The sequence below is a fragment of the Leisingera sp. F5 genome, assembly GCF_001593695.1.
In genome coordinates, this window is the sequence record NZ_LUKH01000002.1 from 200,643 (window position 1) to 214,734 (window position 14,092).

Sequence of the window (14,092 nt, forward strand, 5' to 3'; positions counted from 1 at the left end):
ATTCCGGCCCCTTGCCGTCCGGTTTCCCTTGCAACTCCGCCCTGCCCTCCTAGGCTGCGGCCAGGGAGGCTTGAGCATGACAAAACCGGATATCTGGCGCCTGGGGGCAACGGAGCTGACAAAGCTGACACGCACCGGAGATCTGAGCGCCGAAGATGCCGTGCAAGCCTCCATTGATCGCATGAACGCGGCGAACCCGGCGCTGAATGCCGTGGTTGAAGATCTGAGCGCCGAGGCACTGGAGCGCGCCCGCGCGCTCGACACGGCGCGCGCAGGCGGCGCAGTTCCCGGTCCGCTGCAGGGTGTGCCGGTCACCATCAAAATAAACGTTGATCAGAAGGGCCATGCCACTTCTAACGGCGTCCCGGCGCTCAAGGATTTGCTGGCGCCTGCGGACGCCCCAGTGGTGGAGAACCTGCAAAAGGCCGGGGCGGTGGTGATCGGGCGGACAAATACGCCGGAGTTTTCCTTCCGCGCCGACACCGACAACCCGCTGCATGGCCGCACACATAACCCTTGGGGGCGGCATATCTCACCCGGCGGGTCCTCTGGCGGTGCCGGTGCTGCGGTGATGGCCGGGATTGGCGCACTGGCCCATGGCAATGACATTGGCGGCTCCTTGCGGTTTCCGGCCGCAGCTAATGGTGCGGTGACTGTCAAACCGGGCCTGGGCCGAGTGCCGGCTTGGAACCCCAGCCAAGCGACCGAACGCGGGCTGCTCGCGCAGCTGATGTCAGTGCAGGGGCTGATCACCCGCTCGGCAGAAGACCTGCATCTGTCAATGCCTTCCTTGATTGCCGCAGACCCGCGCGACCCCTATCATGTGCCGATGCCCTGGCGCGGCAAAGCGCTGACTGGACCGGTCAAGGTTGCTTTCACCAAGAACACCCATGGCTATGATCTGCACCCCGAAGTCGAGGCCGCGCTGAATTTTGCCCGCGCGGCGCTGACCGACGCAGGCTATTTGGTTGAGGACGCGGAGCCTCCCAATGCGTTCGAGGCCGGACGCACCGGTTACCGCGCTCTGATGGGCGAAATCCATGCGCTGATGAAGGGGGATGTGGACGCGGCGGGCTCCCAGACCGTGCGCGATATCTTTGCCGTCTATTTCCAAGAGTTCCCGCCCTTTGCCGGCGATGAGCTGCTGCAGATGATGGCCAAGCGCACCCATTACGCGCGGCAATGGTCCCTGTTCATGGAGAAATACCCGCTGGTGCTGTCGCCCTTTCTGCCGCAGCCGTTTTTTAAGCCCGACCGCGACACCGAAGGCGCCGAAGGTGTGCATGAGGTGCTGGGCTGCGCAGTTTATTCTTATGCGATGAACTTCCTCGGCCTGCCTGCTGCCTCAGTCCCTGCCCGGCTGGCGCAGTTGCCGAGCGGGCCGCAGCCCATCAATGTGCAGATCGCCGCCCGCCGCTGGCGTGAGGATCTTGCGGTGGACGCCTGCGCTGCGATTGAAGCCCGTGCAGGCCGCATGTGCCTGCCGCTGTGGGACCAGATGCAGGCCGCCGGTGGCGCCTGACATTGCAGTCAGCCGTCAAACGGCAGCATGAGCCACTTCAAAACATTCGAATTGGAGAAGGCCCCTAAAGGGAGTCAGGAAGAGCGCACCGGACCATGTATTCACCGTCACACCCGGCCCGCTTAAGGTCCCGGGGAACGGATTGAACCGCCCCCGGGGAACTTCCATACCTAGGTCACTCACTAATAACAGCACGCGCCTTGTCGCATTCTGCGAACCCGGCGTTTGGCACAGGTTCCGTGGTCGTAACCGGCTGGGAACTTAAAAAACTGGAACGCACAAAACACGCCGGTACGGATCTGTGGCATTTTGCCCTTTGGCAGCTGCCATCCACATCCGCCTGTGGGTAAATCATCGCACGGAATCGTTACCGGTAAGTTCACAAATCCGTGAACTCTTCGTTAAATGCTTACGTAAACTGCTCGGAAATAAGCCTTTCTTCCAGGCCATGACCGGGATCGAACAGAATTTTATGGCGTATTTGCGGATCGGTACGGATCTCAACCCAATCAATATCGGCCACAGAATTCGAGTCCGCGTCAGCCATCACCGGGCGTTTACCCGCCTCCAGAACGTCAAAACGCACCATCGCATTGCTGGGCAAAAGCGCGCCGCGCCAGCGCCGCGGCCGGAAGGCGGCAATCGCGGTGAGCGCCAGCACATCCGCCCCGATCGGCAGAATCGGACCATGGGCGGAGTAGTTATAGGCCGTGGACCCTGCAGGGGTGGAGACCAAAGCGCCGTCGCAGACCAGCTCTTCCATCCGCACACGCCCGTCCACAGATATTCTGAGCCGCGCCGCCTGCGGTCCTGCCCGCAGCAGAGACACCTCGTTGATAGCCAGCGCCTTATGCACCGCACCACGGCGGTCCATGGCGGTCATCGACAGCGGATTGATGATTTCCTGCACGGCTTCTTCAAGCCGCTCGATCAGCCCGTCTTCACGGTATTCATTCATCAGAAAACCAACGGTGCCGCGGTTCATGCCGTAAACAGGCGCCGGGTGATCCACCATCGCAAGCAGCGTGCGCAGCATGAAACCGTCCCCGCCCAAGGCCACAACAATACCGGCTTCGGCGGGCGGCACATGACCGTATCTCTTTCGCAGGGCGCCCAGGGCGTCCTGCGCAACATCGGCCTCACTGGCCAGAAAGGCGATTCTCAAACTCATGAAATCTGTTTCCGGTGTTAGGCATCTGGTTCCGAAACAATCACAGCTTTCCCGCAAAGACCATAGTTGCCGTTCTGTCGCAGGGAAATGTCGCTTTACAGGCTTCCTGCGCAAGGATGTTTCCGATAGGAAATCCCTCAATTCTGATCCTTACTCCAACGGAGCCACCATGACTGAAGCGACCCGTGACCCCGGCTTTTTCACCCAACCCCTCTCCGAGCGCGATCCTGAGCTTTATGCGTCGATCACCGCCGAGCTGGGCCGCCAGCGCGACGAGATCGAGCTGATCGCCTCCGAGAACATCGTCTCCGCCGCGGTGATGGAAGCGCAAGGGTCGGTGCTGACCAACAAATACGCCGAAGGCTACCCGGGACGCCGCTACTATGGCGGCTGCCAGTATGTCGATGTCGCCGAAAACCTGGCTATCGACCGCGCCAAGGCGCTGTTCGGCTGCGAATACGCCAATGTGCAGCCGAACTCTGGCTCCCAGGCCAACCAGGGCGTGTTCCAGGCGCTGATCCAGCCCGGCGACACCATTCTGGGCATGGACCTGGCCTCCGGCGGCCACCTGACCCACGGCGCGCGTCCGAACCAGTCCGGCAAATGGTTCAACGCGGTGCATTACGGCGTGCGCGAAAGCGACAACCTGATCGACTACGACCAGATCCAGGCGCTGGCAACCGAGCACAACCCCAAGCTGATCATCGCCGGCGGCTCCGCCATCCCGCGCCAGATCGACTTTGCCAGGTTCCGTGAGATCGCCGACAGCGTCGGCGCCTATTTCATGGTCGACATGGCCCATATCGCGGGTCTGATCGCTGCCGGTGAGCATCCCTCGCCGTTCCCGCATGCGCATGTGGCCACCACCACCACGCATAAAACCCTGCGCGGCCCGCGCGGCGGCATGATCGTGACCAATGACGAGGCGATTGCCAAGAAAGTGAACTCGGCGATCTTCCCCGGCATCCAGGGCGGCCCGCTGATGCATGTGATCGCAGGCAAGGCGGCAGCCTTCGGCGAGGCGCTGAAGCCGGAGTTCAAGACCTACCAGAAGCAGGTGCGTGCAAACGCGGCCGCGCTGGCGGATCAGCTGATCCAGGGCGGTCTGGACATCGTCACCGGCGGCACCGATACGCATGTGATGCTGGTCGACCTGCGCCCCAAGGGCGTCACCGGCAACATCGCCGACAAGGCGCTGGGACGCGCCCATATCACCACCAACAAGAACGGCATCCCGTTCGACCCGGAAAAGCCCACCGTGACGAGCGGTTTGCGCCTGGGCACGCCCGCAGGCACCACCCGCGGCTTCGGCGAGGCTGAGTTCCGCCAGATCGCCGACCTGATCATCGAGGTGATCGACGGGCTGGCCGCCAACGGCGAAGACGGCAATGCGGATGTGGAAGCCGCGGTGCGCGCCAAGGTGGCCGGTCTCTGCGTCCGGTTCCCGCTGTACCCGAACCTGTAAGCCCCTGCAGGGTTGAGAGAAAAAGACCGCCGCGGCCCTCGCAGCCGCGGCGGTTTTCTGCTGCCGCAAAGGCGAGGCTCCCGCGCCCCGCAGGTGCATCAAAGATGCCCCGGCACGGGTCTTGGGCCCGGCAGCGCCCCTACAGGGCGCACCCGCGCGGCGCCATGCCCAACGCTTTCAGGTCTGCCTCCGGCAGGCTGGAAAGGGGCGGGAGCGGCTCGTGGCTGGACGCGCAGGTGCCCGTTTGCCGGAGAATGACCGCCAGAAAGCGGAAATATCCAGAAAATTGTGGGAAAATGTGGGATGAGCTTGTAAGCCGGAAAAAACCCATGCCTTATGGTGCAAGGCAGTTAAACGCGAACAGGCTCAATCTTGTCGGACTCACTTTCTCTTTCTCACCGCGAATTGGAGCTGGTGGACGCTTTGCGGCGTTTGGGCGGATCAGCCCGCAGTGCGGAGCTTGCAAAAATGCTGGATGTTTCCGAGGAAACTGTGCGCCGCACCATCAAGGCGCTGGACAAGGCTGGAGCCGTGCAGCGGGTGCATGGCGGAGCTTTTCTGGCAGGGCCGCAGAGTGCGACCAGCTTCGCCCGGCGGATTTCTGAGAACCAGAAGGAAAAAGCCCGGATCGCGGCCCGGATCGCTGCGCATGCCCGTGATGGCATGGCACTGTTTCTGGATGTCGGATCTACTACCGCATTTGTTGCGGAGGAGCTGCGGCAGAAAACCGGGTTGATCGTGGTCACCAATTCGATCGGAGCTGCGCAGGCACTGGCAAACCACAATGGCAACAGGGTGCATTTGCTGGGTGGCGAATTGCAAAGCAATGAGCGTGGCACCTTTGGTTTTGTGGCTGAGCAGCAAATCCGGCGGTTTGCGCTGGATCTGGCAATACTGTCTGCGGATGCCTTTTCTGCCAAACAGGGAATGCTTTATCACAGTGCGGCCGAGGCGCAGCTGGCTGGGGCGGTTGCCGATTGCACAGAGCAGGTGGCCGTGGCCATGGCCCATCCCAAGTTTGCGGAAACTGCGCCGCATTGCGGGCCCTCTCCGCGCAAGATCAGCCTGCTGTTTACCGACCGCAGACCTGACAAGAAGCTCTCTGCAGCGTTGGCAGGCTGGGGGGTGAAAGTGGACGTTGCTCCGGGTGGCAAGGATGACTGAAAAACACCTGACCCCGCCTCCGCGGCAGCCTGAAATGCAGGCCGCTTGATGGACGGCCGCTGGAAATGCCCGCAGCAGCTGCCTCAAGAACGGGGTAAGGTTGCATTTGCTGCAACTGGGATAGATACAGCCCCGCTACAGGCTGCAAGCAGGAATTGACATGGCAATTTTGACTTTTTTGATCAGCCTGGCGGGAGCCACGATGCTGCTTCTTTATGCGGTGCGGATGGTGCGCACCGGGATCGAGCGCAGCTATGGCGCCTCGTTCCAGCGGCTGCTGACCGGACGGCAAAGCCATCTGCAGGCGGGCCTGATGGGGCTGATGCTGGCAATCGTACTGCAAAGTTCGGCTGCCGTGGCGCTGCTCACCTCCGGGTTTGCGGCCAGCGGCTATCTGGCCTTTCCCACTGGGCTGGCCATCGTGCTGGGCGGTGATCTGGGTTCGGCGCTGATCATTCAGATCCTCTCCTTTGATCTCGATTGGCTGGTGCCGGTGTTGCTGGCGGCCGGCGGGTATCTGTTCGTCAAGACCGAGGCTAAGAAGGCGCGGCAGCTGGGCAGGATCTTGATGGGGGTCGCCTTCATCCTGATTTCGCTGCGATTTTTGCGCGAAGCAATGGACCCGATCCGCGACAGCGCCTTTTTGCCGGCGGTTGCGGGCTATTTGGCGCGGGATTACATCACGGCGTTTCTGGTCGGTGGCGCGCTGGCCTTTGTGATGCATTCGTCAGTTGCCGCTATCCTGATGTGCGTGACGCTGGTGCAAATCGGAGCGATCCCCTTTGCCGCCGGCCTTTCACTGGTCTTGGGGGCGAATTTCGGTTCTGCCTTCATTCCCGTCTGGCTGAGCCGCGGAATGGACCTGCGGGCACGCCGCATCCCCTATGCCAATCTGGCTTTGCGCGGCACCTGGGCGGTGATCTGCCTGTTCGGTGCCAATCTGGCGCTGCGCCAGGGGGTGCTGGGGGATCCGCAAGGCGGCCAGATGCTGGTCAATGCGCATCTGGCTTTTAATGCGTCATTGCTGGTGCTCGCGCTGCCGGTTTGCACGCCGTTGGGAGATATCTTCGCCCGGCTGTTCCCCGAACCAGCGCAGACAGAGATGAATCATCCGGGGCGGCCTGTCAGTGCGCTGGAGCAGGGCAGCTATGGGTCAGCTGCTGTGTCTGTTTCGAACCTTAAGCGTGAACTGCTGCGGATGTCGGACCAGGTCAATGCTATGTTCCGCCCGGTACTGGAACTGTACCAATCAGGCGGCAAGGAGCAAATCAAGGCCGTTCAGTCGATGGATGATGAGGTCAACGCTTGTCTCTCCGGTGTCCGGAAATATGTTGCTGCGATCCCCGAGGATGGCTTTGATAAAGAACAATTGAAGACGGCCCGCGGTCTGATGGAATATGCGATCCGTCTGGAAACGGCCGGCGATGTGGTGGCACGCCGTTTGACAGTCCTGGCCGGCGATTTGAACAAAAGAAATCTGAGCTTTTCGAGGGACGGCTGGATGGAGATCACCCGGATGCATGAGGCAATCCTGGCCAATATGCAGCTGGCCTCCAATGTTCTGATCTCTGATGACTTGGAAAGTGCGCGGCTGTTGAGTCTGGAAAAAACCGAATTGAAGCGGATGGAGCACGACAGCCGGAAACGCCACCTGAAACGGTTGCAGAATGGCGCCCGGGAAAGTTTTGACACGTCCGACATCCATTTGGAAACGCTGCGTGCCTTACGTGAGTTCAACAGCCACATTGCGGCGGTAGCCTATCCGGTTCTGTACCAGAATGGCCAGCTGCTGGAGACCCGGCTGATCAATGAAATGCTGCCGGAAGACGCCGGGTGACGCTTGAAACCCAGCCGCCTGCCTAAAGGCCTGTCCAGAAAATGACCCTATTTATCATCGCTATCATCTTGTCGGCAGCGCTGTTGCATGCTGTGTGGAACGCTATCGTGAAGACGGCTGCGGACCGCACCACCACACTCGGGCTGGTTGCCTTTGGCCAAGTGATCCCCAGTGCCGTGATGATCACAGTTTTACCGCTGCCTTCTGCTGAAAGCTTTGTCTATATCCTGCTCTCAACGGTCGTTCATTTCGGGTACTACTACATGCTTGGCCGCGCCTATCAGCACGGTGACCTCAGCGTCGTATACCCGATTGCCAGGGGGATCGTGCCGGCGCTTGTCGGCATATGGGCGATGATCTTTGCCGGCGAGGTTTTGCCGTTGCAGGCCTGGGGGGGCATTGTGGTGATTGCCCTTGGCATCCAGCTCAGCAGCTGGAAAGCGCTGCGCTCAGGTGTCGGGCGTGCGGCCCTCGGCTTTGCCGTGGGGACCGGTTTTTGCATTTCGATTTATTCATTGGTCGACGGTATCGGCGTACGCCTGTCCGGTAACACACTCAGCTATTGGGCCTGGGGGGCATTTCTGCACATTTTCATCGCCGTGTTCATAGCCGTGCGCAAGCGCCGCACGCTGACGGCTTTGCCCAAGCGGACATGGATCCTGGGGATTGCCGGAGGGCTGGTATCTATGACGGCTTACGGGCTGGTGCTTTATGCCAAGAACTTTGCCCCGCTGGGCGCTGTTTCCGCGCTGCGGGAAACGTCTGTGATCTTTGCCGCGCTGATCGGATTTTTCTTTCTCAAAGAAGGATACTGGATGCGGCGGCTTGGTTCTGCGGTATTGATGGCCTGCGGTGTGGCCCTGATCGGAATGGCTGTCTAGACCCTGTGCGGCTTGATGCGCTGGCGCAGTCAATGGGATTGGATTGAGACCTCAGGCTCTTGCTCTGGGCTGCTGCTCAAAGGGGGCAGTGTCTATCAGAAATGATGCCAAAGTGTGCAGCAGAACCGCCTTTTTGACCGGCTTGGCCAAGAAGTGATCCATGCCCGCATCCAGGCAGGCTTGCCGGTCGCTGGAATACGCGTTTGCCGTCAGGGCAATGATTATTGGCTGGGGAATGGGCAGGTTGCGGATCTCCCGGGTGGCGGCAATGCCGTCCAGCTCGGGCATCGACATGTCCATCAGGATAACATCCGGCTGCTGCTCCTTGAACATATTAACTGCCGCCCGGCCGTTGCCGGCTTCAGCCAGCTCAACCGGCTGGCCGCGAAGGAATTTGCGGATCAGCAGCCTGTTGGTCTGGTTGTCTTCAGCCAGCAGAACCTTGCAAGGTCTGATCCGAGGTGCAGTGCCCAGTGAAATCTCCGCGGCCGGGGGGGGCGCTTGCTTGGCTGGCGCCATCTGCAGCTCCAGCCGGAAACAAGAGCCTTGGCCGGGATCCGATTTTACCGAAATGCTGCCACCCATCCGCTTGGCCAGCATGCTGGAAATAGTAAGCCCCAGCCCGGTTCCGCCAAACGCCTTTGTCGTTGCCGCGTCCGCTTGGGTGAAACGGTCAAAGATATGGCGCGCTTGAGATTCGGAAATTCCGATCCCGCTGTCCTCGACTTCAGCGACAAGGCGGCATGGATTTCCATTGGCATGCGAGATGCGGACGTCAATTCTGCCTTGCGGCGTGAACTTGACAGCGTTGCCGATCAAATTGACCAGAATTTGCCGCAAGCGCCCGTCGTCACCATGCAGCCGTTCCGCCAGTCCGTCAGCGTAGGAGACTTGCAGCGATAAACCTTTTGCCAGCGCTTTCGGGCGGAACAGCCCCGCCGCACTGGCAATGCAGTCCCGCAGATTGAAGTCCTCTTCGATTATGGAGAATTTCCCTGCTTCCAGCCGCGACAGGTCGAGAATGTCATTGATGATCTTCAGCAGTGCTTGTGCCGAACTGCGGATGGTTTCCACATTCTGCTGTTCATCCGGCGGAAGCTCGGCCTCTGCCAGCAGGTCGGCCATGCCGATGATGCCGTTCATCGGAGTGCGGATTTCGTGGCTCATGTTGGCCAGGAACTCCGATTTGGCCCGATCGGCCTGTTCAGCGGCAACCTTGGCCTCTGCAAGTTCCCGTTCACGCAGTTTGCTATGGGTGATGTCGCGCTCAATGCCGATAATCAAGTCGACTGTGCCATCTTCGCCGGTCACCGGGACGATATTGGTATCGAACCAGGCTTCTTCCCCTGATTTGGTGTAGGTGAGCACTTCGTTGTGATAGCGGATGCCAAGGTCTTTATGGCGGTTCATTTCCCGGATCACGCCAAGATCGGTATCCGGGCCGTCCAGCATTTCTGAAGGTGTCCGGCCAATCGCCTCGTTGGCGGAATAACCTGTGACGCGGGTGAAGGCGTCGTTGACCCAGAGGATCTGCCGCTCTGCATCGGTCAGGATGATACTGTCGGACGCGTGTTTTGCGACCAGCGACAAACGGTACAGCTCCGCCTGTTGTTTTTGCAGTGCGGCATGGGCATCTTCCAGTGCGCGTTTACCGTGTTTCAGTTCGCTGTTCCGCTCGGACAATGTCTGATTCGCACGGATCAGTTCTTCGCGCAGATGGACATCTTCCGACACATTCCAGTTGACGCCGATCATCCAGTCGCGGCCTTGCGCATCTGTAAACGGGCTGGCCAGCGCCCTGATATGCTTGAAGGTGCCATCTCCCAGAACGATCCGGAAATCCGAGGCAAAGTGTGTCTTGTTCCGTTCTGCTGACTGCAGTGCCTTGTCCACCCGGTCCCGGTCGCCGGGATGCAGCATGGCCATCCACTCTGCCCCCTCCAGCGGCCCTTGGTCCGCGGGCACGCCGTAAAGTTCATGCATGCGGCTGTCCCAGCTCACTTTCTGGTTCTCCGAGTCGCATTCCCAAATGCCGACCCTGGATGTCTTGACCGCAATTTCCAACCGCCGCGAGACTGCCTCAAGCTCGGCTTCCCTTCGCCGCAGCTTGCCGATCACGGTTTGCCGCGCAGCAGACAGCCTGCCGGCCAGAAACGTCGGGAAAACGACCAGTGCCGCCGCCGCCAGCAGAGCCAGTCTCAGCTTCCACAGGTTGCCAGGAACGCTTTGCCAGCCGCCTTGGGGGCGGGCGGCCAGTTTCCAGGAGCCAACTGGCAGGTTTATGTCCAGCAGAACGGGATCTCCGGTCAGCATGTCCGGCACGCCGAAAAACTGGCGGCCAGAGGGGCCTGTCCCGTCTTGGCCAGTCAGCGCTATTTCCAGGCCGCCCTTGTTGCCGTTGATCCCGGTCTCTGTATAAAGAGTGCCAGTGGCGACCACCGCTGAGAGAATGCCCCAGAATTGCCGGTCAGTCCCTGACCCGGTGAAAATAGGCAGCCGGTAGATAAACCCGGAACCGCCCTGTACCAGCTTTACCGGTCCGGCCAGCACCATGTCACCGCTATCACGCACCCGGTGCGCCGCCGCGCGCTGCGCTGCATTCTGATTGTAGTCCAGCCCAATGACAGGTTCGTTCCCTTTCACCGGGTAGACCAACGAGACCACCAGGCCGGGTGCTGCAGCTATGTGCCGGATGGCGGTCTTTCCTTCGAGCACCTGCGCAGCCATCCGGCTGAACCGGGCCTGCTCCATATCCGGCTCTGTGGCCAGCATCGCGGCCAGCCCGCGCAACCGCTGATAGTCGCCATTGACCTGACCTTCCAGCCGGGACTTGAGCATCCCTGCTTCTTGCTGGACCCTGGCGCGTTCGGACTGGTGGTGGATTGTGGCGTTTTGCTGCTCAGCATAAAATCCCGCAGCACAGACTACCGCCAAGGCAAGCAGGGCAGGCAGGTATGTCCGGTTGCTGAAGGCGCGCAGCCAGCGTGCAGGAATTTTAGACACGGCCATCTTGCCACCTTTGCATTTGCGCGAAACACCGCTGGCATCCGTGTCCAGAATGTATGCCAAGTGTTCGGTTCAGCCCCAATGTCCTCTTAAAGTCTGAAAATTTGGTTTTCACAACACCGGCGCTGCTTGAACGGCGCTTCGGCCGCCGTCGCGGGGGCCGAAGCGGACCGTTGCAATTCGGGTATTGCAGCCAGGCTGTTGTCTTTTCCAGATGCGCCCCGGTCCAGTCAGGATTAAAAATCCTGCCATTTTGCCAATGCGGCAGAGCCATCCATGGCCGGAATGGCGGAATGCGTTTCTGGCAGATCATCCCAGCCAGAGCCGTGAGCGGATGGCTGAACTGGTTCCGGCGTCTGACGGGGTGAAGGTGTGTCCATTCCGACATTGAAGTTATCCACCAGCCCGGCCAGCTTGGAAGCGTCGCCGTTCAGCAGCTGGCCTGCTGCCGTCATCTGCTCCACCATCGCGGCGTTCTGCTGGGTCACCTGGTCCAGTTGCATGACGCCGGTGTTGATTTCACCAATGCCAGTGGATTGTTCTGCTGCTCCCTCGGCAATCCCCGAGACAAGACCCGAGATATGAGTGACCTGGGAGACAATGCTGTTCAGCGCCTGGCCGGCTTTGCCGACCAGATCCACCCCCTTTGCCACCTGGTCACCGGAATTGGAGATCAGCGCCTTGATTTCCATGGCCGCATCCGAGGATCGCTGTGCCAGTGCCCGCACTTCGGAGGCAACAACTGCAAAGCCGCGCCCGGCATCGCCTGCGCGCGCCGCTTCGACGCCTGCATTCAGCGCCAGCAGGTTTGTCTGAAAGGCGATATCGTCGATCACTCCGATGATTTGCGAAATATGGGAGGCTGATGCTTCGATCCCGTTCATCGCAGACACCGCGTTCCGCACCACTTCACCGCTGGCCTCGGCTTCGTCGCGGGCCTCATTCATGGCGGTTTCGACGCGGCGTGCGCCATCGGCAGCGGCCTTGACGCTGGCGGTCATCTGATCCAGCGCAGCAGCGGTCTGCTCCAGCGTAGCGGCCTGGCTTTCGGTGCGCTGCGACAGGTCGTCTGAGGCCTGGCTGATTTCCGAAGTGCCGTTGCGGATGCTGGTGGTGGCTTCCACCACTTCGCGCACCGTATTGTTCAATGTGTCAGCTGTCTGGTTGAAGTCGAGGCGCAGGCCTTTATACGCTTCGGGGAAGGGTTTTGTTATCGGGTTCGAAAAGTCCCCGTTTGCCAGATGCTTCAGGCCGTTACGCAGTTCACCAACCACGAGATCCTGCTGGCGTTGCAATTCAGCCCGTTCCTCTTCTGCCGCCCGGGCATTTTGCAAGTCGGTTTTGAAACCTTCGAGAATACCAGCAATATTGCCGAATTCATCGCCGGTGCCATGACCCGCGACAGGGTGATTGTAATCCTTGGCTGCAATGTGTTCGACACTGTCGGACAGGGCCGAAACCTTGCGGGCAATGCTGCGGGCTGCCACCCAGGACAATAGTGCAACAGCCAATGCCACGCCAACGGCCTGCAGCATGGCGGCGTTGGACAGGCTGTTTTGGGCTGCCAGCGCCTCGGCGCTGTCGACTTCCAGGACAATACCCCAGGTCCGGTCGTCGAGGGCGACGCCTGCAGCCATGGCCTCGACCGGTTGGCCCGCCAGACCCGGAGTGCCGGAAAAACTGCTCTTCCCGCCGCCAAGTGCCGCCGTAATCTGTGTCAAACCGGGCAGATCCGACAATGCCTGATGCCCGCCGCCGCGGTTTGAAGCAGTCAATGCCACGCCATCGCCGCGCACCAGGTAGGCCTGGCCGGTTTTCCCCAGCAGGCTGGAGTGGGACAGGAGCTCGGAAATGTCTTCAACCGGGACGCGCAGCACCAGCGCCCCCATCATTGCGCCTTTCTTCAGGATTGGAGCAGAGATGAACATTGCCGGGCGGCCCTCATCGGCTTCGTAGGCGGCCATTTCCGACAGGAACACCTGGCCGTGCTCCAGTTCCAGCGCGGCGCGGAATGCCACGCCTAGCCCGCTGTCCTGATACGGCCCATCCAAATAATTCAGCGCAAAATCATCGTTCTTTTGCACTGCATAGACCATGTTGCCCTGCACATCCAAAAGATAGGCGTCCAGGAACCCCTGTTCTTCCAGAAAGGTGACAAATCCAGTGTGGTTCATCTTGTGGCGGATAGACCAGGCGGATTTGTCTTTGGCATCGAGCAGTTTGTAGCGTTCACCTGCAGGATTGGGGTTGCCGTCTGCATAGGCGGCGCGCAGATGCCCGCTGGGGTCATCGCCCAGTGAATAGAAACCGTTGGAAAAGTCCCGCAATGCCGTTTCGACTGCTTTACTGGCAACCAGTGTCCGGGTCTGCGAGCGCAGATCGGCTACCCAGTTTTCCAGTGCTTCCTTACGCTCTTCCAGCAGTGTCGCATAGGCGGCTTCCCGGTTAGCCTTCAATGCTTGCCCGGCCTCCCAAGCAAAGAAAATGCCAGAGGCGAGGGTCAGAAGTATCGTGGGGGCGGCGATAGACAGCGGCAGTTTGCGGCCCAATGGCATATTCGCCCAGAATTTGAACAGTCGAGTCATTGCAGCGTAGTTCCCATCAACATTTGTGTCTGCCGGCAGCCTGGGAGCAGCCGTGAATGGTGCCAGTTGGATGGCGCCTGATGCCAAAACACTTGATGGGATTCATTTCCGCAGCGTTAAATTATGTGCCAAAACCCCTGATTTGCTGCATTTGGCAGGTCAGATGCAGCATAAAAGCAGGTCCATTTTTATCTGTGGCCTTACGAGTCTGTTGCGAATCACCGATGCACCATCGAGCCGCGCCGCCCCCAGCCTGGTCTTGGGGCAGCAGCGAATCTCATGTGCCAGCTTCTGTATCTGCTGCACCAGGCCAAGTTATGTTCAGGGGCGGCAGAGCGGGCCGGTTGCGAGGCTGAGGCCGTGAAAATCCCAGTACACACGGTAATTTTGCGTGTTTGCAGCGCTCGTCATGCTGGGGCAGGTTGCTGAAATACCGGCACTATCCGCCCAGTATTCTGAAA

At 60.2% G+C, this 14,092-nt stretch carries 8 protein-coding genes; 5 read left to right on the forward strand and 3 right to left on the reverse strand.

Annotated elements, in window-relative coordinates; genetic code table 11:
* Window positions 1–76 precede the first annotated feature (76 nt).
* On the forward strand, window positions 77–1,522 hold the full coding sequence (locus tag A2I95_RS02300; protein WP_291727375.1) for an amidase family protein: 1,446 nt from the start codon (window positions 77–79) through the stop codon (window positions 1,520–1,522).
* A 409-nt stretch (window positions 1,523–1,931) separates the two neighbouring features.
* On the opposite strand, the gene A2I95_RS02305 is transcribed toward A2I95_RS02300, so the two are convergent.
* Window positions 1,932–2,693 (reverse strand): NAD kinase, encoded by a 762-nt coding sequence (locus A2I95_RS02305; RefSeq protein WP_291727377.1) that lies wholly within the window; start codon window positions 2,691–2,693, stop codon window positions 1,932–1,934.
* Between the two features lie 169 nt (window positions 2,694–2,862).
* On the opposite strand from A2I95_RS02305, the gene glyA reads away from it, so the two are divergent.
* From glyA to A2I95_RS02325, 4 genes are all read left to right on the forward strand, one after another.
* Window positions 2,863–4,158 carry a serine hydroxymethyltransferase gene (gene glyA, locus A2I95_RS02310; RefSeq protein ID WP_291727379.1) on the forward strand — a complete coding sequence of 432 codons (1,296 nt, stop codon included), beginning with the start codon at window positions 2,863–2,865 and terminating at the stop codon, window positions 4,156–4,158.
* Between the two features lie 372 nt (window positions 4,159–4,530).
* Window positions 4,531–5,322 carry a DeoR/GlpR family DNA-binding transcription regulator gene (locus tag A2I95_RS02315; protein WP_291727381.1) on the forward strand — a complete coding sequence of 264 codons (792 nt, stop codon included), beginning with the start codon at window positions 4,531–4,533 and terminating at the stop codon, window positions 5,320–5,322.
* A gap of 160 nt (window positions 5,323–5,482) precedes the next feature.
* On the forward strand, window positions 5,483–7,159 hold the full coding sequence (locus A2I95_RS02320) for a Na/Pi cotransporter family protein (protein ID WP_291727383.1): 1,677 nt from the start codon (window positions 5,483–5,485) through the stop codon (window positions 7,157–7,159).
* 41 nt (window positions 7,160–7,200) lie between these two features.
* Entirely contained in the window at window positions 7,201–8,040 is an 840-nt protein-coding gene (locus A2I95_RS02325; RefSeq protein ID WP_291727385.1) for a DMT family transporter, read from the forward strand.
* A 51-nt stretch (window positions 8,041–8,091) separates the two neighbouring features.
* Here the strand turns inward: A2I95_RS02325 and A2I95_RS02330 are convergent, their stop codons facing one another.
* Both A2I95_RS02330 and A2I95_RS02335 read right to left on the reverse strand, forming a co-directional pair.
* The gene (locus A2I95_RS02330) at window positions 8,092–11,049 is read right to left on the reverse strand and encodes an ATP-binding protein (RefSeq protein WP_291727387.1); all 2,958 of its coding nucleotides are present in this window, start codon (window positions 11,047–11,049) and stop codon (window positions 8,092–8,094) included.
* Window positions 11,050–11,282: 233 nt separating this feature from the next.
* Window positions 11,283–13,631: a methyl-accepting chemotaxis protein gene (locus A2I95_RS02335; protein ID WP_291727389.1), complete on the reverse strand. Its 2,349-nt coding sequence runs from the start codon at window positions 13,629–13,631 to the stop codon at window positions 11,283–11,285.
* Between the last annotated feature and the right edge of the window lie 461 nt (window positions 13,632–14,092).

Excerpts from the sequence above, each read along its gene's own strand:
- A2I95_RS02330 (WP_291727387.1), bottom strand. The coding sequence starts at position 11,049 with ATGGCCGTGTCTAAAATTCCTGCACGCTGGCTGCGCGCCTTCAGCAAC.
- A2I95_RS02335 (WP_291727389.1), bottom strand. The coding sequence starts at position 13,631 with ATGACTCGACTGTTCAAATTCTGGGCGAATATGCCATTGGGCCGCAAA.
- A2I95_RS02320 (WP_291727383.1), top strand. The coding sequence starts at position 5,483 with ATGGCAATTTTGACTTTTTTGATCAGCCTGGCGGGAGCCACGATGCTG.
- A2I95_RS02325 (WP_291727385.1), top strand. The coding sequence starts at position 7,201 with ATGACCCTATTTATCATCGCTATCATCTTGTCGGCAGCGCTGTTGCAT.
- A2I95_RS02305 (WP_291727377.1), bottom strand. The coding sequence starts at position 2,693 with ATGAGTTTGAGAATCGCCTTTCTGGCCAGTGAGGCCGATGTTGCGCAG.
- A2I95_RS02300 (WP_291727375.1), top strand. The coding sequence starts at position 77 with ATGACAAAACCGGATATCTGGCGCCTGGGGGCAACGGAGCTGACAAAG.
- glyA (WP_291727379.1), top strand. The coding sequence starts at position 2,863 with ATGACTGAAGCGACCCGTGACCCCGGCTTTTTCACCCAACCCCTCTCC.